Genomic DNA, 18,050 nt, shown 5'->3' with positions numbered 1-18,050 from the left:
ACTTCGTGACCGCTCGGCCCTGCGCGCACAGGGAGTCTTGACCACCCCGGCCCGCCGACGACGCCGCCCGGAGGTCAGCCGGCCAGGAAGGCCGCGACCGCGCCGTGCAGGGCGGCCAGGTCGTCGACGTGCACGAGCTCCCGGATCGAGTGCATCGACAGCAGCCCGACGCCGATGTCGATCGTCGGGATCCCGAGTCGGGTCGCCGCGATCGGGCCGATCGTCGAGCCGCCGGGGATCGTGTTCACGTTGACGAACGGCTGCCACGGCACACCGGCGGTCTCGCACGCGGCGGCCCAGACGGCTTCGCCCTTCGCCTCGGTCATGTAGCGCTGGTTCGCGCTGATCTTCAGCAGCGGACCGGCTCCGGGACGCGGACGGTTCGTCGGGTCGTGCTTCTCCGGCTGGTTCGGGTGCACCAGGTGCCCGGCGTCGCTCGACAGCAGCCACGATGCACGGAACGCCCGGGCAGCTTCGGATCGGGTGGCGCCGAGGCCCTCCTGCACACGGCCGAGAACGTCCTCGAGGAACGGACCCCCGGCACCGGACGGCGTCGACGAGCCGATCTCCTCGTGGTCGAACGCCGCGAACACCGGGATGTGGTCACCGTCGGTGGGAGCGTCGACGATGCCCCGGAGTCCGGCGTGCACGCTCGTCAGGTTGTCCATCCGGCCGGACGCCAGGAACTCCCGCTCGATGCCGATCCGGGCCGGCGCCTGGGTGTCCGCGAGGAACAGGTCCCACGACACGGCACCCTCGCCGAGCCGGGCGAGCAGCCACTCCACGACAGAGGTCCCACCGGCGTCGCCGTCGACCCCGACGATCGGCAGGGTGTGGCGCTGGCGGTCGATCTCCTTGCCGTCGTTCACCCCACGGTCCAGGTGGATCGCCAGGTTGGGGATCCGGGCGACGGCATCGGTGCTGACGAGCCGCACGCTGCCGTCGGCGTCGACGACCCGGCCGGCGATCCGGAGGTCGCGGTCGAACCAGGTGGACAGGAGTGCGCCGCCGTAGACCTCCACGCCCAGCTGCTCCCAGCCCCCGGTGCGGACGCCGGGGTTCGGCTTGATGCGGAAGCCGGGGGAGTCGGTGTGGGCGCCGAGGATCCGGAACGGCGTCGTCGGTCCGGCACCGTCGGGCAGACGCCACGCGATGACGGCGCCGTCGCGGACCACCACGTACGCACCGGGTTCGGTCGGCCAGGCGTCGAGCTCGGACAGCTCGGTGAACCCGGCAGCGACGAGACGGTCACGGGTCGCCGCAGCCGCGTGGAACGCGGTCGGCGACTCGGTGACGAACTGGGCGAACTCGGAGGCGATGGCGTCGACGGTCACCCGACCATCGTGGCACGTGACGAGCGTGGCGGAGGCGAGCCGTGCCTCCAGGCCGTCCGTCGAGACGCCGGCGTCATCGCAAGACGCCCCCGGAAACGCGAGACGCCGCCGGAATCCGCGGTGTTTCGCGGACACGACGGCGTCTCGCGACGGGTCGGACGGGACGGACCTGCTCAGCCCTTGGCGTGACCGGCCGAGCCGAGGACCTTCGCGGCCTCGACGACGCGAGCCGCCATGGCGGTCTCGGCGACCTTGCCCCAGGCGCGGGGGTCGTACTGCTTCTTGTTCCCGACCTCGCCGTCGATCTTCAGCACGCCCTCGTAGTTGCGGAACATCGAGTCCGCGATCGAGCGGGTGAACGCGTACTGCGTGTCCGTGTCGATGTTCATCTTGATGACACCGTTGCGGACGGCCTCGTGGATCTCGTCGTCGGTCGAGCCGGAGCCGCCGTGGAAGACGAGGTCGAGGGGGTTCTCGCCGGTGCCGTGCTTCGCCGCGACGGACGCCTGGATCTCGCCGAGGAGCTCGGGACGGAGCTTGACGTTGCCCGGCTTGTAGACGCCGTGCACGTTGCCGAAGGTGAGCGCCGCGATCCAGCGGCCCTTGTCGCCGAGGCCGAGCGCGTCGACGACCTTCTCGACGTCGTTCGGGGTGGTGTAGAGCGCGTCGTTCGTGCCCTCGTGCTGGACGCCGTCCTCTTCGCCGCCGACCACCCCGATCTCGACCTCGAGGATCGCGTTGATGTTCCGCGTCTTCTCGATCATCGTCTTCGCGATCTCGATGTTCTCGTCGAGCGGCACGGCCGAACCGTCCCACATGTGCGACTGGAAGATCGGGTTGCGTCCCTGCCGGACCTCTTCCTCGCTCGCGGCGATGAGCGGCAGGACGAAGCCGTCGAGGGCGTCCTTCGGGCAGTGGTCGGTGTGCAGGGCGACCGTGATGTCGTAGTTCTTCGCGACCTCGTGGGCGAACTTCGCCATCGCGAGGGCACCCGCTGCGCGGTTCTTGATGGTGTGGCCGGCGAAGTAGTCGGCACCGCCCGTCGTGACCTGGAGGATGCCGTCGGAACCGGCTTCCTGCAGGCCCTGGAGGACCGCGTTGATGGTCTGCGAGGAGGAGACGTTGACCGCGGGGTACGCGAACTTGCCCGCCTTCGCGCGTTCGATCATCTCGGCGTACTGTTCCGGCGTTGCGATGGGCACGTGGATCTCCTTCGACTTCGGTGATGTCCCCGCCGATCGTAGTCAGCCGGACTGGAGGCGCGGTCCGGGTTACGCGGTCGGCTCACGTCCGGCGTGCACATGCGTGCACGGGCCCGGTGTCCGGACCGTGGGTCGGCCGGCGGTCGGTAGGCTCGGGTCGTGACTCCCACGACTGAGACCGGCTCCCTGTTCCTCCAGCCCGACCGCAACCTCGCGCTCGAGCTCGTGCGTGCGACGGAGGCCGCCGCGATCCGTGCGCAGCCGTGGGTGGGGCGTGGCGAGAAGAACCTCGCCGACGGCGCCGCGGTCGACGCGATGCGAAAGTTCCTCGGCACGGTGAACTTCGACGGCGTCGTCGTCATCGGCGAGGGTGAGAAGGACAACGCCCCGATGCTCTACAACGGCGAGCACGTCGGCAACGGTCACGGCCCGGCCTGCGACATCGCGGTCGACCCGATCGACGGCACCTCGCTCACCGCCGCCGGCCGCCAGAACGCCATCTCCGTCATGGCCGTCTCGGACCGTGGCTCGATGTACGACCCGTCCGCCGTCTTCTACATGGACAAGATCGCCGCCGGCCCCGAGGGGCGCGGTGTCCTGGACCTCGAGAAGCCGATCGGCGACAACATCCGCGCGCTGGCGAAGGCCAAGGGCAAGGACCTCGCGGACATGGTCGTCGCCGTGCTCGACCGCCCGCGCCACGACGAACTGATCCGCGCCATCCGTGCGACCGGTGCCGGCACGCGACTGCTGCTCGACGGTGACGTCGCCGGTGGCATCGCCGCCGCCCTGCCCGGCTCGACCATCGACATGTGCGTCGGTGTCGGCGGCACCCCCGAGGGCATCATCACGGCGTGCGCGATCAAGGCGCTCGGCGGCGTGATCCTCGGCAAGCTCCAGCCGAAGGACGACGAGGAGCGCGAGCGCGCCATCGCCGCCGGCCACGACCTGGACAAGGTCCTCGACCAGGACGACCTGGTCACGGGGGACAACACGTTCTTCGTCGCCACCGGCGTCACCGACGGCGTCCTGGTCGACGGCGTGCGTCGTTCGCGCGGCGTCATCCACACCGACTCGCTCGTGCTCCGCTCGCGCTCGAACACGATCCGCCGCATCCAGGCGGACCACCGTGCGGAGAAGTGGTTCTAGGCCGGACGATCGTCTGCCGCTTCGGGGCGTCGCCGGTCTTCCGGCGGCGCCCCGTTGTGCGAGCCCTTGCGTAGGCTCGACGCATGACTGCGACAACGGCACGGATTGTCGGACTGGACACCGCGGGCATCCGCACGCTGCACGCGCAGGCGGACGGCACGGCCGACCGGCTGCCGCACGTCGTGCCGGTTGCGCCCGACCTCGGCGTGATCCTGGCGGACGAGGACGGTGCGATCCTCACCGCCCCGGCGCTCGCCGAGATGGGCTGGGCGGACGACGACGTCCTGCGTGCAGCCGTCGCCGCCGCGCAGGAGCAGGCCGGAGGCGACGTGGCGGTGATCCAGCCGGGCACGATCGTCATCCGGGACCCCGACCTCGCGGTGGTGCTCGTACTCGCACCGCAGGCGTTCCAGGGCATCGAGTTCCACGGCAGCGCAGTGGTCTTCCCGGTCGCGCCGACGACGTTCATCGTCACCGGCGACCAGGACGAGGACGGGCTCCAGGTCGCGGCCGGTGTCGCCCAGCAGATCCTGGCCGACGACGAGGGCGAGGTCCTGAGTGGACCGCCCATGGTGCTGCGCGGTGACGGGTGGGTCCGGTTCGAGCACCCGTCACTCGACGGCGAGCTCCGGACGATCCGCGCGCTCTGGACGGCGACCGCCGCGAACCTGCAGCAGGACGCCCTGCAGGAGTCGTTCGACCGGCGGGGCGAGGACGTCCACGTCGGTGCGGTCTCGGTCGCCCGGCTCGCCGAGGACGACCCGGCCTTCTCGTACTCGTCGTGGACCGAGGACGTCGAGACCGTCGTCGCCGCGGTCGACACGATCGTGCTCGTGACCCTCGACGGGCAGACGCAGCCCGTGCCGTTCGGTCGGCTGCGGGAGCTGGCCTCCGGGTTGATCGAGGAACTCGAGGTCCGCCCGACGCGCTACCGGCTCCGCGGTTTCCCGGATCTCGAGTCGGTCCGCTTGGCCCTCTGACCACTCGCACCGTCGTTCGCAGCAAGGAGCGCCGCGGCGGCCGTCAGTCCTCGTCGCCGGCGCCGACGAGCTCCGGGGCCGTGAGCAGCCGCGGCTCGTCCTCGATCGGGGACGGGTCCGCGATGACCTTCGACTCGTCGAGCAGCGACAGCCGACGGGCGCTCGGCAGCACCTGGCGCTCGAGGGACCCGACGAACCGGTTGTAGTCGACGACGGAGCCCCGGATCGAGCGGCCGAGCTTGTCGACGTGCCCGGCCATCGTGGACAGCCGGCCGTAGAGCTCGCGGGAGACCTTGAAGAGCTCGTGCGCCTCTTGCGAGACGACGTCCTGCTGCCACGAGAACGCCACGGTCTTGAGCACGGACCACAGGGTCACGGGCGAAGCGAGTGCGATGCGCTTGCGGAAGGCGTGGTCGAGCAGGCCGGGGTCGGCGGCGAGGGCGCTCGAGATGAGCGACTCGGACGGGATGAAGGCGACGGTGAGCTCGGGGGAGGCGTCGTAGCCGGTCCAGTACTCCCGTGCGGCAAGGGCGTCGACGTGGGCTCGGAGCGCCTTGACGTGCTGGGCGATGAGCTGGTCGCGTCGAGCTGCCTCGGCACCGGTGGCGGTCGCCGGGATCTCGGCGGCCTGCAGGTAGGCGCTGAACGGCACCTTGGCGTCGACGGCGATGGTCTTGCCGCCGGGCAGGTGCACGACCATGTCCGGGCGGGCGGAGCCGACGGCGGTGGTGACGGAGGACTGCACGTCGAAGTCGACGCGTTCGAGCAGCCCGGCAGCCTCGACCACGTTGCGCAGCTGCGTCTCGCCCCAGACGCCGCGCGTGCTGTTCGACGACAGGGCGCTGGCCAGGGTGTCGGCGGTGGCGCGCAGGCGCTCTTCCGACTCGGCGGCCGACCGGAGCTGCGCCGACAGCGCGCCGTACTGCTCGCTCCGCGACTGCTCGAGCTCGGCGATCTTCGTGCGCATCACGTCGAGCGTCTGTGCCACGGGGCTGAGCGCGGAGAGCACCTTGGACTCGTTCTGGTTGCGGGCCGCGTCGACGCCGTGCATGCGCTGCACCAGGTGCTCGAGCTCGGCAGAGCGCCGTTCGAGCGAGTCGACCTGGCGGCGGTACTGCGTGTCCTGGGCGTCGAGGCGTTCCTCGGCGTCGCGTCGGGCCGCCTCGAGCTGGCCGCGGAGCGCCTCGGCCGTCGCACGGGCCGACGCTGCGTCGATGCCCGCGCGCGAGCGGGCGAGCGACCAGGCGACGACCGCACCGACGGCGATGCCGATCACGAGACCGATGACCAGGGCGAGGATCTGCATGTCGCGACCCTGGCAGAACCCACCGACACCGCGCCTCCCGGCACTCCGGCGCGCCCCGCAGAACCGGCGTGACCAGCGCCACGGGGCCAACGTGACGGACCACGGAATCCATGTCATGACATTAGGGCAAACAGGGTGTACAGTCGTGATCGTCCGCCGATGAAGCCGCACGGAAGGTCCACCGCGTCGCATGACGAACCAAGCTCCCCACGCCTACGACGTGATCACGATGGGACGCGTCAGCGTCGACATCTACCCGCAGCAGACCGGCCCGCTCGAGGACGTCTCGACCTTCTCGAAGTCCGTCGGCGGCAGCGCCACGAACGTCGCCATCGCCGCTGCTCGCCACGGCGCGGACGCCGCGGTCATCACCCGGACGGGCAACGACCCCTTCGGCCGGTACATCGCCCGCACGTTGCCCGAGTTCGGCGTCGCGAACGCCTTCGTCGAGACGGTGGAGGGGCTGAACACCCCCGTCGCCTTCTGTGAGATCTTCCCGCCGGACGACTTCCCGCTCTACTTCTACCGGGCCCCGAAGGCGCCGGACCTGATGATCACGGCGAAGTCCCTGCCGCTGCACGAGATCGAGCGCGCGAAGATCTTCTGGACCACGGTGACCGGCCTCAGCGAGGAGCCGAGTCGACAGGCGCACCACGTCGCCTACGAAGCCCGGTCCGCCGCGCGGAACAGCACGAAGACCCACACCGTCTTGGACCTGGACTACCGGTCGATGTTCTGGTCGAGCCCCGAGGCCGCGACGCGCGAGGTCGCGATCGCCCTCGAGCACGCCACCGTCGCCGTCGGCAACCGCGAGGAGTGCGAGGTCGCGGTCGGTGAGACCGACCCGGTCCGCGCCGCCGACGCCCTGCTCGACCGCGGTGTCGAGATCGCGATCGTGAAGCAGGGGCCGAAGGGCGTGCTCGCGAAGACCCACGACGAGTTCGTCGAGTTCCGTCCGCACCACATCGACGTCGTGAACGGGCTCGGCTCGGGCGACGGTTTCGGCGGCGCGCTGACCCATGGCCTGCTGCAGGGCTGGAGCCTCGAACGGATCCTGGCGTTCTGCAACGCAGCCGGCGCGATCGTCGCGACGCGGTTCGAGTGCTCGACGGCGATGCCGACGAGCGACGAGATCGAGCGGTTCCTGACCGACAACCCGGCCGAGGGAACGAACCACACGGGTGAGACGCACACCGAGGAGAAGACCCATGCCTGAGCTCAGCCCCGCTGACTTCCAGCGCCTCCGCGACATCCGTGCCGGGCAGCCGGACCTGGTGCGTGCCACGCTCGATGCCCGCCGCAAGCGCTCCCTGCTCGCCGACGACGGCAAGCTCTTCATCGTCGCCGCCGACCACCCCGCCCGCGGTGCGCTGGCGGTGCGCGACGACGAGTCCGCGATGGCGGACCGCTACGACCTGCTCGAGCGGCTCGTCACGGCCCTCGGTCGTCCTGGCGTCGACGGCGTGCTCGGCACTCCCGACATCCTCGAGGACCTCGCACTGCTCGGCGCCCTCGACGGCAAGGTCGTCGTCGGGTCGATGAACCGCGGCGGACTCCGCGGCGCCACGTTCGAGATGGACGACCGGTACACCGCGTACTCGGCGCAGGCCATCAAGGACTCCGGGCTCGACTTCGCCAAGCTCCTGGTGCGCATCGCGCTGGAGGACTCAGGCACCGCTCCGACGCTCGAGGCCACGGCCCGCGCCGTCAGCGAGGCCGCGGCACTCCAGCTGCCGATCATGCTCGAGCCGTTCATGTCCGAGTGGCGGGACGGCCGGGTCGTCAACGACCTGTCAGCCGATGCCGTGATCACCTCGATGGCGATCGCTGCCGGCCTCGGCGAGTCCAGCGCCTACAGCTGGCTCAAGATCCCCGTCGTCGACGACATGGAGCGCGTGATGGCCGCGACGACGCTGCCGACGCTGCTGCTCGGCGGCGACCCGGCTTCGCGCCCGCTGGAGACGTACGCCAAGTGGGCTGACGCCCTGGCCCTGCCCGGCGTCCGTGGCCTGGTCGTCGGACGCACCCTGCTCTACCCCTCGGACGGCGACGTCGCCGCCGCCGTGGACGTCGCCGCCGGTCTCGTCCACAGCCAGGAGGCCCGGGCCGGGTTCTCCACAGATGCCCACGACCCAGCCGCTCGGCTCGCGGGCGCCACCACCATGGACTCGTCCATCTCGGAAGGAACCAACGCATGACGCTCACCGACACGACCACCACCACCGTCGGGCACTGGATCGACGGGGCTCGCGTCCCGTCCTCGTCGGGGCGGACGGCACCGGTGTACGACCCGGCGCTGGGCGTCGCGACCAAGCAGGTCGCGCTGGCCGACGAGTCCGAGATCCAGGCGGCCATCGGCAGCGCCAAGGCGGCGTTCCCCGGCTGGAGCAACCTGTCGCTGGCCAAGCGCCAGGCGATCCTGTTCTCGTTCCGCGAGATCCTGAACCGCGACAAGGCCGAGCTGGCCGAGATCATCACGAGCGAGCACGGCAAGGTCATCGACGACGCCATGGGGGAGATCGCCCGTGGGCAAGAGGTCGTGGAGCTCGCCACCAACATCCCGAGCCTGATGAAGGGCGAGTTCTCCGACCAGGTCTCGACCGGCATCGACGTCTACTCGATCCGCCAGCCGCTCGGCGTCGTGGGCATCATCAGCCCCTTCAACTTCCCCGCGATGGTGCCGCTCTGGTTCCTGCCGATCGCGATCGCCGCTGGCAACACCGTCGTGCTGAAGCCGAGCGAGAAGGACCCGTCGGCCGCCATCTGGCTCGCCGAGAAGTTCAAGGAGGCCGGGCTGCCCGACGGCGTCTTCAACGTGCTCAACGGCGACAAGCTGTCCGTCGACGGTCTGCTCACCAGCGACGACGTCGAGTCGATCTCGTTCGTCGGCTCCACGCCCATCGCGCAGTACGTCTACGAGACCGGCACGAAGCACGGCAAGCGCGTGCAGGCCCTCGGCGGCGCGAAGAACCACATGCTCGTCCTGCCCGACGCCGACCTCGACCTGGTCGCCGACAACGCGATCAACGCGGGCTTCGGTTCGGCCGGTGAACGCTGCATGGCGATCTCGGTCGTCGTCGCCGTCGAGCCGGTGGCCGATGAGCTCATCCAGAAGATCAAGGACCGCGCGGCCACCCTGCGCATCGGCGACGGTCGTCGCGGGTGCGACATGGGGCCGCTCGTCACGAAGCAGCACCGTGACAAGGTCGCCTCGTACATCGAGGTCGCAGAGCAGGACGGTGCGGTGGTTGTGGTGGACGGCCGCACCGTCCGACCCGACGGCGACGAGAACGGCTTCTGGCTGGGCCCGACGCTGATCGACCAGGTGCCCACCACCAGCCGCGTCTACACCGAGGAGATCTTCGGGCCGGTGCTGAGCGTCGTGCGCGTCGCCACCTACGAAGAGGGCCTCGAGCTCATCAACTCCGGCGCGTACGGGAACGGCACCGCCATCTTCACGAACGACGGCGGCGCGGCCCGACGGTTCCAGCGCGATGTGCAGGTCGGCATGATCGGCATCAACGTCCCGATCCCGGTGCCCGTCGCCTACTACTCGTTCGGTGGCTGGAAGAACTCGCTGTTCGGTGACCACAAGGCGTACGGGGCCGACGGCGTGAGCTTCTTCACCCGCCAGAAGGCGATCACGAGCCGGTGGCTCGACCCGTCGCACGGCGGCATCAACCTCGGCTTCCCGTCGAACGACTGAGCCGCAGCATGGCGAACGAACAGCACCAGCACGACCAGTGGTTCATCCCGGCGGGTTCCAGGCCCGAAGCGGGCTGGACCGACGTCGTCGACGGACGCATCGAGGGATGGGCGCACACCGGGCTCCGGACCGGCGCGGTGGCCGACGGGGGCGAGCTGCGCCTCCCGGCCGACGCCGTGGAGCGCATCATCGTGCCGCTCGCCGGGTCGTTCCACGTGACCCACTCGGGCGCCGCCGGTGACGGCGAGCAGGACCTGCAGGGGCGGGGGAGCGTCTTCGACGGTCCCAGCGACGTCCTGTACCTGGGCTCCGGTTCCGCGGCCACCATCACCGGCGACGGTCGGTTCGCCGTCGCGGAAGCCCCCACCGACATCGTCAAGCCGACCACGTACGTGGCCCGGCCGGACGTGCCGGTGGAGCTCCGCGGCGCCGGGCAGTCGAGCCGCCAGGTGCACAACTTCGGCACCCCGGCCGCGCTCGACGCCGTCAAGTTCATCGTGTGCGAAGTGATCACGCCGGCCGGCAACTGGTCGTCGTACCCGCCGCACAAGCACGACACGAACGTGCCCGGGTCGGAGTCCAACCTGGAAGAGATCTACTACTACGAGGCAGCGGTGTCCCGTGGGCTCGAGTCGATCACTCCCGAGGCCGCCGACCCGTTCGCCCTGCACCGCACGTACGCCTCGGACGACCGCGCCATCGACGAGTTCCGGCAGGTCCGCACCGGTGACGTCGCCCTGGTGCCGTACGGCTGGCACGGTCCCGCTGTCGCCGCTCCCGGCTACGACATGTACTACCTGAACGTGATGGCCGGGCCCGACCCGGAGCGCGTCTGGAACATCACCGACGACCCGGCCCACGGCTGGGTCCGCCGGGCGTGGGAGAGCGAGCAGCTCGACCCGCGCCTGCCCTACCAGAAGGAGGACGCGTGACCACCACCACGCGCCAGGCCGGCGCGACGCGTCGGATGACCGTCGGCCAGGCACTCGTCGAGTTCCTGGCCAACCAGTGGACCGTCGACGGTGACGTCCGCGAACGCACCATCCCGGGGATCTTCGGCATCTTCGGGCACGGCAACGTCGCCGGTGTCGGTCAGGCGATCAAGCAGCTCCACGTCGAGCAGCCCGGCCTGTTGCCCTACCACCAGGCCCGCAACGAGCAGGCGATGGTGCACGAGGCCGTCGGCTTCGCCCGCATGCACCGCCGCCGTGCGACGTTCGCGTCGACCGCGTCGGTCGGTCCGGGCGCCGCCAACATGCTGACCGCCGCAGCACTCGCCACGACGAACCGGTTGCCGGCACTGCTCCTGCCGTCGGACACCTTCGCCACGCGCACCACCGACCCGGTGCTCCAGCAGATCGAGTTGCCGCACGACACGTCGTTGCAGGTCACCGACGCCTTCCGTCCGCTGTCGCGCTACTTCGACCGCGTGGAGCGTCCGGAGCAGCTGTTCTCGATCGCGCTCGCCGCGATGCGGGTCCTGACCGACCCGGCCGAGACCGGTGCGGTGACGATCGCCCTGCCCGAGGACGTCCAGGCCGAGGAGTTCGACGTGCCCGTCGCGTTCCTGCAGCCGCGCGAGTGGCACATCCGCCGTCCGCTGCCCGAGCGTGGCCCGCTCGAGCGTGCCGTGGCCGCGATCCGTGCCGGCCGGCGTCCGGTCATCGTGGCCGGCGGCGGGGTCCTGTACTCCGACGCCGCCGACGAGCTCCGTGCCTTCGTCGAGGCCACGGGGATCCCGGTCGGCACGTCGCAGGCCGGCGGCGGATCCCTGGTCTGGGACCACCCGCAGTACCTCGGCGGGATCGGCGCGACCGGCACCGCCGCCGCCAACGCGATCGCCGCCCAGGCCGACGTCGTCATCGGGATCGGCACCCGCTACAGCGACTTCACCACGGCGTCGCGCACGGCGTTCCAGAACCCCGACGTCACGTTCGTCAACGTCAACGTGGCCGCGTTCGACGCCTACAAGCACGGATCGCAGCTGCCGCTGATCGCGGACGCCCGGGAGGCCCTGGTCGCCCTGACCGAGTCGCTCACGTCGGACACGGCGTACGTCGTCGAGCCCGGCTACGCGTCCGAGGTCGCCTCACTGAAGGCGGCGTGGGACGCTGCCGTCGACGGCGCGTTCGCGCCGTCCGGCGCGGATCTGCCCGGCCAGCCGGAGATCATCGGAGCCGTGCAGTCGGTCTCCGACCCGCGCGACGTCGTGATCCAGGCCGCGGGCTCGCTGCCCGGCGACCTGCACAAGCTCTGGCGGGTGCGCGACGAGCTCGGATACCACGTCGAGTACGCGTTCTCGTGCATGGGCTACGAGATCGCCGGCGGCATCGGGGTCCGGCGCGGGGCGCCGGACCGCGACGCGATCGTGATGGTCGGTGACGGCAGCTACCTCATGCTGCACACCGAGCTCGTCACCGCCGTGGCCGAGGGCATCAAGATCATCGTCGTGCTCATCCAGAACCACGGGTACGCGTCGATCGGGCACCTGTCCGAGACCGTCGGCTCCGAGCGCTTCGGCACGAAGTACCGCTACCTCGACGAGACCGAGTCGTTCGAGAACGGCGAGCCCCTGCCCGTCGACCTCGCCGCCAACGCCCGCTCGTACGGCGTCGACGTCATCGAGGTGCAGCCCGGTCCGGACAGCATCGAGGACCTGAAGGCCGCGCTGCGTCAGGCGAAGGCGAACGACCACACCACCCTGGTGCACATCAACTCCGACCCGCTGGTCTACGCCCCCGAGGGCGACGGCTGGTGGGACGTGCCGGTCGCGCAGACCTCCACCCTCCCCAGCACCCAGGCCGCCCGCGCCGAGTACGAGCAGCAGGTCGCCACGCAGCGTCCGCTGCTCGGCTGAACCGTTCACGAGACAGAAAGCGACAGCGACGTCATGACCGACACCGTCACCCCCATCGGCAGCCCCGCGACCGACGCGGCGCCCGCCTCGATCCGCATCGGCACCGCACCTGACTCGTGGGGCGTCTGGTTCCCGGACGACCCGAAGCAGGTGCCGTGGCAGCGCTTCCTCGACGAGGCCTCCGCTGCCGGGTACGAGTGGATCGAGCTCGGCCCGTACGGGTACCTGCCGACCGACCCGTCCCAGCTGTCCGACGAGCTCGAGTCCCGCGGGCTCAAGCTGTCGGCGGGCACGGTCTTCACCGGGTTCCACAAGGGCGAGGACCAGTTCCAGCGTGCGTGGGACCAGGCCGTCGCCGTCGCCGGCCTGGCCGCGAAGCTCGGTGCCGAGCACCTGGTGACGATCCCCGACCTGTGGCGCTCGGACGCCACCGAAGAGGTGCTCGAGGCGCGCACGCTCACCGACGAGCAGTGGGAGCGACTCGGCAAGGGACACGACCAGCTCGGCAAGGCGCTGCTCGAGGAGTACGGCGTCCACCAGCAGTTCCACACCCACGCGGACAGCCACGTCGGCACCTACAAGGAGACCGTGCGGTTCCTCGAGGTCACGAACCCCGAGTACACGAACCTCTGCCTCGACACCGGCCACTTCGCCTACTACGGCGGCGACAACCTCAAGCTCATCGCCGCCCACCCGGAGCGCATCGGCTACCTGCACCTGAAGCAGGTCGACACCGACCTGCTGTTCGACGTGCTCAAGAACGACGTGCCGTTCGCCACCGCCGTGTCGCAGGGCATCATGACCGAGCCGCCGCACGGCACCCCCGAGCTCGCCCCGATCATCGAGGCCGTCGCCGCGATCGACCCGGACATCTTCGGCATCGTCGAGCAGGACATGTACGGCTGCTCCGTCGACGCCCCCGGCCCGATCGCCGAACGCACCTTCCAGCACATCTTCGGCTCGACCTCGGCCGCCCGCGCCTCCTGACGCGCCGTCCACGCAGCGTCAACAACCACCAGGAGAACACCACCATGACCACCACGCAGAACCTCCGCGTCGCCGTCGTCGGCGCCGGCATGATGGGCGCCGACCACGTCCGCCGCATCACCGCCAAGATCTCGAACGCCGACGTCGTCGCCGTCGTCGAGCCCGACCAGGCCCGTGCCGCTGCGGCAGCCACCCTGGCGCCCGGTGCGATCACCGCCGCGTCCTTCGACGAGGCGCTCGAGCAGACCGAGATCGACGCCGTCATCATCGCGACGCCCGGGTTCCTGCACGAGCCGATCCTGGTGACCGCGCTCGAGCGCGGCCTCACCGTCCTGTGCGAGAAGCCGCTGACGACCAGCGCCGAGGACTCGCTGCGCATCGTCGAGCTCGAGCAGCAGCACGCCGCCCGGCCCGTCATCCAGGTCGGCTTCATGCGCCGGTTCGACGCCGGGTACCAGGAGCTCAAGGCCCTGCGCGAGTCGGGGGCGAACGGTGCCCTGCTCGCCCTGCACCACGCGCACCGCAACCCGACGACGCCGCCGAACTTCAGCGAGTCGATGCTCATCCACGACTCGGTGATCCACGAGATCGACATCATCCCGTTCCTGACCGGCGAAGCCATCACGAGCGTCGAGGTGAAGAAGCCGCGCAAGAACTCCCTCGCGCCGGCCGACCTGCCCGAGCCGCAGTTCGTCCTGTTCACCACCGAGTCCGGCACGATGGCGATCGTCGAGATCAACGTCAACGCCCAGTTCGGCTACCAGGTCACCACCGACGCCGTGTTCGAGTCCGGTGTCGCGTACATCGGCCGCGACACGTCGCTCTCGCTCGTCGCAGCCGGAGCGACCTCGCAGGGCGTCACGCCGTCCTTCAAGGAGCGCTTCGGTGCCGCCTACGACGAAGAGGTCCAGCGCTGGGTCGACGCGGCCCGGACCGGCGGCATCGACGGGCCGAGCGCCTGGGACGGCTACACCGCCTCCGTCGTCGCCGAGGTCGCGGTCCGGGCCCAGCAGTCCGGCGCGCACGAAGTGGTGGAGTACGCGGTCACGAAGCCGGCGTTCTACGACGAGACCAGCGACGCGACGAGCGACACCGCCGCGCTCGCCGGGGCCTGATCGATGCCGAAGATCGCGCTCGACCCCACCCCGTTCCACCACGACCTGTCGCTGCTCGAGTTCCCGCGCAAGGTCGCGGAGCTCGGGTACGAGTACCTGCAGCTCACCCCGCACAAGGACTTCATCCCCTTCTACCGACACCCCAAGGCCGACGACGACCTGGTCGACGCGTTCGCCGCGGCCTGCCGTGACGCCGGGGTCCAGGTGGCGAGCGTGCTGCCGGTGCTGCGCTGGTCGGGTCCGGACGAGGACGCCCGACAGGCTGCGGTGCAGAAGTGGAAGCGGGTCATCGAGATCACGAAGCGCCTCGGCGTGGACACCATCAACACGGAGTTCTCCGGCCGCCCCGAGCGCGCCGAGGAGTCCGAGGACCAGTTCTACCGGTCGATGGAGGAACTGCTGCCGATCATCGAGGACGCCGGCATCCGGGTGCTCATCGACCCGCACCCCGACGACTTCGTCGAGGACGGGCTCGAGGCGCTCCGGGTGATCCGCGGCCTGAACTCGAAGCACGTCGGCTTCGTGTACGTCGCCTGCCACACGTTCCACTACGGCGGCAACATGGACGAGATCATCGACGCCGCCGGTGACTCGCTGCAGCTGGTCCACGTCGCCGACGCGTACGACCACCGTCGCTCGCACGGCCTGCGCTACATCACGAACCCGCCCGGCAACCCGGTCCGCGTGCACCAGCACCTGCCGGTCGGCCAGGCGGACGTCGACTTCGACGCTTTCTGGGCGGCACTCGACCGGGTCGGTTTCTCGGCGCGCGCGGACACCGTCGCGGTCTCGAGCGTCTTCGCCGAGGACGAGAACGCCGACGCGGTGTCGCGGTCTCAGCTCGACACGATCACGAAGGGACTCCACCGATGACCACCACCCTCGAGACGCAGGCGTCCACCGACGCCGACTCCCGTCCCGTCACCCTGCAGGCCGCGGAACAGACCCCGACCGCCCTGTGGAACGACTCCGCCGACCCGCGGGAGCTGTCGACCGCCATCCGCGAGTACGGTGCCGTCGGTGCGACCTGCAACCCGGTGATCGCGTACACCTGCATCCAGCAGGACCCGGAGACCTGGGTCCCCCGCATCCGTGCGATCGCTGCCGAGCACCCGACGGCGGGGGAGTCCTGGATCGGCTGGAAGGCCGTCGAGGAGCTCTCCATCGCCGCCGCGGCGCAGCTGCTGCCCGCGTTCGAGGCGTCCGGCGGCCGCAACGGTCGACTGTCGATGCAGACCGATCCCCGGTTCCACCGCGACCAGGACGCGCTCGTCGAGCAGGCCGTGCGGTTCTCGCAGCTCGCGCCGAACATCATCGTGAAGATCCCCGCCACGAAGGTCGGCATCGCCGCGATCGAGGAAGCCGCCTACCGCGGGGTCTCGATCAACGCCACGGTGTCCTTCACCGTGCCGCAGGTCGTCGCCGTGGGCGAAGCCATCGAGCGTGCCCTCGACCGTCGTGCTGCCGAGGGCAAGCCGGAGCAGGAGTTCGGCCACGTCGTCACCCTGATGGCCGGCCGCTTCGACGACTGGCTGAAGACCGTCGTCAAGCGTGACCACGTGATGGTGGACCCGGGCATCCTCGAGTGGGCCGGTGTCGCGGCGGTGAAGAACGCCTACCGCGTCTTCCAGGAGCGGGGGTTCCGCTCGCGCGTGCTGGTCGCCGCGTTCCGCAACGCACTGCAGTGGTCCGAGTTCCAGGGCGGTGACCTCGTCGTCTCGCCGCCGTTCCAGTGGACGAAGGACATCAACGACAACGCGTTCCCGTTCCGCCCGCATGCCATCGACGACGAGGTCCCCGTGCACGTCATCGAGGCGCTCCGGGCCGCGACGCCGGAGTTCGCCCGCGGCTACGACGTGGACGGCATGGCCATCGACGAGTTCGACCGCTTCGGTGCGACCGTGACGACGCTCCGGCAGTTCCTGGACGCCGACGCGAAGCTCGATGCCCTGGTCCGCGACATCATCGTCCCCGCGAACTGAGACGTGACCAGCTGCGCAGCGCGATCCACGGTCGGAACCGCGGGGTCGCGCCCCGGGCGCTGCCGCACCAGCCTGGAGGCCCGGTGCCGGTCCCTGAGACCGGCACCGGGCCTCCGGGCAGTTGCGGCATGTGCTGACAAAGTCCGCAGCATCGGCTAGGGTCATTGTCGCGCTCCAACGCGCGTCACCTGAACGAAGGAGTTCCCCATGGACAGCATCGGCGTCGGGCTGATCTCGGTCGGCTGGATGGGGCGGTTGCACTCGCGCGCCTACCGGGCGTTGCCGGACCACTTCCCGGAGCTCGGCGTCCAGCCGCGGCTCGTCGTCGCGGCCGACCCGGTCGAGGCGGCGCGCGACCAGGCGGTGACGCGGCTCGGGTACGAACGTGCCGTCGCCGACTACCACGAGGTCTTCGCCGACCCGGCCGTCGACGTCGTGTCGATCTGTTCGCCGAACTTCCTGCACCGCGAGATGGCCGTCGCCGCGGCCGAGGCGGGCAAGCCGTTCTGGATCGAGAAGCCGATGGGGCGGTACGCCAGCGACTCCCGCGCCATCCACCAGGCGGTGCAACAGGCGGGCGTCATCACGAGCGTCGGGTTCAACTACCGGCACGCCCCGGCGATCGAGCGTGCCCGTGAACTCGTCCGCAGCGGGCGGCTCGGCCGGATCACGAACGTGCGCGGATCGTTGCTCGCCGACTACTCGTCCGACCCGGCGGCCCCGCTGACCTGGCGCTTCGAGCGTGAGCGCGCAGGATCGGGCGTGCTCGGCGACCTGCTGTCGCACGGGCTCGACCTGGCGCAGTACGTGGTCGGTCGGATCGCTTCGGTCAGTGCGCTCGCGGAGACGTTCATCGAGTCGCGGCCCCGGCCTGCTGCCGGCATCGTCGACCGCAGTGCGGCGGCGACCGGTGAACTGGGCGCCGTCGAGAACGAGGACTACGCCGCGCTGCTGTTCCGGTTCGAGGACGGTGCGGTCGGCACGATGGACTCGAGTCGGGTCATGCGTGGGCCGCACGCCGAGTACACGCTCGAGATCTACGGCACCCGCGGTTCGGTCCGGTGGGACTTCCAGCGCCTCAACGAGCTCGAGGTGTACCTCGACGGACAAGAGGTCGACGGGTACGCCACCCACTACGTCGCTCCCGGTGACGGCGACTTCGGTCGGTTCCAGCCCGGCGCCGGCACGGCGATGGGCTACGACGACCTGAAGACGATCGAGGCGGCGCAGTTCATCGCGAGTGTCCGGCGCGGGGAGCAGCTGGCGCCGTCGGTCGCGGACGGGCTCGCTGCCGCGTCGATCGTCGAGGCGGCGGAGGCCTCGCTGGTCGACGGTGCGTGGCACGATGTCGCCCTGGTCGACGGGCCGCTGACGTACGGGGCGCCGACACCCAGGATCTAGACACGCGGTGCCGCTCCCTTGTTAGTATGTA

General features: G+C 70.4%; 15 protein-coding genes. 12 read left to right on the top strand and 3 right to left on the bottom strand.

What is annotated here, in order from left to right; genetic code table 11:
- Positions 1-74: 74 nt before the first annotated feature.
- Entirely contained in the window at positions 75-1,334 is a 1,260-nt protein-coding gene (locus ITJ50_RS07920) for a M18 family aminopeptidase (RefSeq protein ID WP_042539407.1), read from the bottom strand.
- A 173-nt stretch (positions 1,335-1,507) separates the two neighbouring features.
- Positions 1,508-2,536 (bottom strand): class II fructose-bisphosphate aldolase, encoded by a 1,029-nt coding sequence (fbaA, locus tag ITJ50_RS07915; RefSeq protein ID WP_017886723.1) that lies wholly within the window; start codon positions 2,534-2,536, stop codon positions 1,508-1,510.
- Positions 2,537-2,695: 159 nt separating this feature from the next.
- Between fbaA and glpX the strand changes: the two genes are divergently transcribed.
- Entirely contained in the window at positions 2,696-3,685 is a 990-nt protein-coding gene (glpX, locus tag ITJ50_RS07910) for a class II fructose-bisphosphatase (RefSeq protein WP_194590256.1), read from the top strand.
- Positions 3,686-3,768: 83 nt separating this feature from the next.
- On the top strand, positions 3,769-4,665 hold the full coding sequence (locus tag ITJ50_RS07905; protein ID WP_194590255.1) for a hypothetical protein: 897 nt from the start codon (positions 3,769-3,771) through the stop codon (positions 4,663-4,665).
- Positions 4,666-4,708: 43 nt separating this feature from the next.
- On the opposite strand, the gene ITJ50_RS07900 is transcribed toward ITJ50_RS07905, so the two are convergent.
- Complete coding sequence (locus tag ITJ50_RS07900; protein WP_017887109.1) at positions 4,709-5,971, bottom strand: DNA recombination protein RmuC; 1,263 nt, start codon at positions 5,969-5,971, stop codon at positions 4,709-4,711.
- Positions 5,972-6,161: 190 nt separating this feature from the next.
- On the opposite strand from ITJ50_RS07900, the gene iolC reads away from it, so the two are divergent.
- The 10 genes from iolC to ITJ50_RS07850 all read left to right on the top strand — a co-directional run bounded on the left by iolC (position 6,162) and on the right by ITJ50_RS07850 (position 18,019).
- Positions 6,162-7,187, top strand: coding sequence for a 5-dehydro-2-deoxygluconokinase (iolC, locus tag ITJ50_RS07895; RefSeq protein ID WP_194590254.1), 1,026 nt, complete (start codon positions 6,162-6,164; stop codon positions 7,185-7,187).
- Complete coding sequence (locus ITJ50_RS07890) at positions 7,180-8,169, top strand: class I fructose-bisphosphate aldolase (protein WP_017887107.1); 990 nt, start codon at positions 7,180-7,182, stop codon at positions 8,167-8,169. The genes iolC and ITJ50_RS07890 overlap by 8 nt, the downstream gene beginning before the upstream one ends.
- Entirely contained in the window at positions 8,166-9,677 is a 1,512-nt protein-coding gene (locus ITJ50_RS07885) for a CoA-acylating methylmalonate-semialdehyde dehydrogenase (protein ID WP_017887106.1), read from the top strand. The genes ITJ50_RS07890 and ITJ50_RS07885 overlap by 4 nt, the downstream gene beginning before the upstream one ends.
- A gap of 8 nt (positions 9,678-9,685) precedes the next feature.
- Positions 9,686-10,609, top strand: a complete 924-nt coding sequence (gene iolB, locus ITJ50_RS07880) for a 5-deoxy-glucuronate isomerase (protein ID WP_017887105.1) — start codon at positions 9,686-9,688, stop codon at positions 10,607-10,609.
- 35 nt (positions 10,610-10,644) lie between these two features.
- A complete protein-coding gene (gene iolD / locus ITJ50_RS07875) occupies positions 10,645-12,534 on the top strand; it encodes a 3D-(3,5/4)-trihydroxycyclohexane-1,2-dione acylhydrolase (decyclizing) (protein ID WP_194590431.1) in 1,890 nt (629 codons plus the stop codon).
- 33 nt (positions 12,535-12,567) lie between these two features.
- Positions 12,568-13,521 carry a sugar phosphate isomerase/epimerase family protein gene (locus tag ITJ50_RS07870; protein ID WP_194590253.1) on the top strand — a complete coding sequence of 318 codons (954 nt, stop codon included), beginning with the start codon at positions 12,568-12,570 and terminating at the stop codon, positions 13,519-13,521.
- Between the two features lie 44 nt (positions 13,522-13,565).
- Entirely contained in the window at positions 13,566-14,636 is a 1,071-nt protein-coding gene (locus tag ITJ50_RS07865) for a Gfo/Idh/MocA family protein (protein WP_194590252.1), read from the top strand.
- Between the two features lie 3 nt (positions 14,637-14,639).
- Positions 14,640-15,509 carry a sugar phosphate isomerase/epimerase family protein gene (locus ITJ50_RS07860; RefSeq protein ID WP_140448420.1) on the top strand — a complete coding sequence of 290 codons (870 nt, stop codon included), beginning with the start codon at positions 14,640-14,642 and terminating at the stop codon, positions 15,507-15,509.
- On the top strand, positions 15,506-16,618 hold the full coding sequence (locus ITJ50_RS07855) for a transaldolase family protein (RefSeq protein WP_140448421.1): 1,113 nt from the start codon (positions 15,506-15,508) through the stop codon (positions 16,616-16,618). Before ITJ50_RS07860 ends, ITJ50_RS07855 begins: the two co-directional genes overlap by 4 nt.
- A 207-nt stretch (positions 16,619-16,825) precedes the next feature.
- Complete coding sequence (locus ITJ50_RS07850) at positions 16,826-18,019, top strand: Gfo/Idh/MocA family protein (RefSeq protein ID WP_140448422.1); 1,194 nt, start codon at positions 16,826-16,828, stop codon at positions 18,017-18,019.
- The last annotated feature ends 31 nt before the right edge of the window (positions 18,020-18,050 follow it).

Source organism: Curtobacterium sp. VKM Ac-2889 (genome assembly GCF_015350855.1).
Taxonomy (GTDB): domain Bacteria; phylum Actinomycetota; class Actinomycetes; order Actinomycetales; family Microbacteriaceae; genus Curtobacterium; species Curtobacterium poinsettiae.
Note: the sequence above shows the minus strand (reverse complement) of the source record. Positions and strands in the feature narration are given on the sequence as shown.

Coding starts and splice junctions, on each gene's coding strand:
- ITJ50_RS07905 (WP_194590255.1), top strand. CDS start 3,769: ATGACTGCGACAACGGCACGGATTGTCGGACTGGACACCGCGGGCATC.
- ITJ50_RS07900 (WP_017887109.1), bottom strand. CDS start 5,971: ATGCAGATCCTCGCCCTGGTCATCGGTCTCGTGATCGGCATCGCCGTC.
- iolC (WP_194590254.1), top strand. CDS start 6,162: ATGACGAACCAAGCTCCCCACGCCTACGACGTGATCACGATGGGACGC.
- ITJ50_RS07890 (WP_017887107.1), top strand. CDS start 7,180: ATGCCTGAGCTCAGCCCCGCTGACTTCCAGCGCCTCCGCGACATCCGT.
- ITJ50_RS07885 (WP_017887106.1), top strand. CDS start 8,166: ATGACGCTCACCGACACGACCACCACCACCGTCGGGCACTGGATCGAC.
- iolB (WP_017887105.1), top strand. CDS start 9,686: ATGGCGAACGAACAGCACCAGCACGACCAGTGGTTCATCCCGGCGGGT.
- iolD (WP_194590431.1), top strand. CDS start 10,645: ATGACCGTCGGCCAGGCACTCGTCGAGTTCCTGGCCAACCAGTGGACC.
- ITJ50_RS07870 (WP_194590253.1), top strand. CDS start 12,568: ATGACCGACACCGTCACCCCCATCGGCAGCCCCGCGACCGACGCGGCG.
- ITJ50_RS07865 (WP_194590252.1), top strand. CDS start 13,566: ATGACCACCACGCAGAACCTCCGCGTCGCCGTCGTCGGCGCCGGCATG.
- ITJ50_RS07860 (WP_140448420.1), top strand. CDS start 14,640: ATGCCGAAGATCGCGCTCGACCCCACCCCGTTCCACCACGACCTGTCG.
- ITJ50_RS07855 (WP_140448421.1), top strand. CDS start 15,506: ATGACCACCACCCTCGAGACGCAGGCGTCCACCGACGCCGACTCCCGT.
- ITJ50_RS07850 (WP_140448422.1), top strand. CDS start 16,826: ATGGACAGCATCGGCGTCGGGCTGATCTCGGTCGGCTGGATGGGGCGG.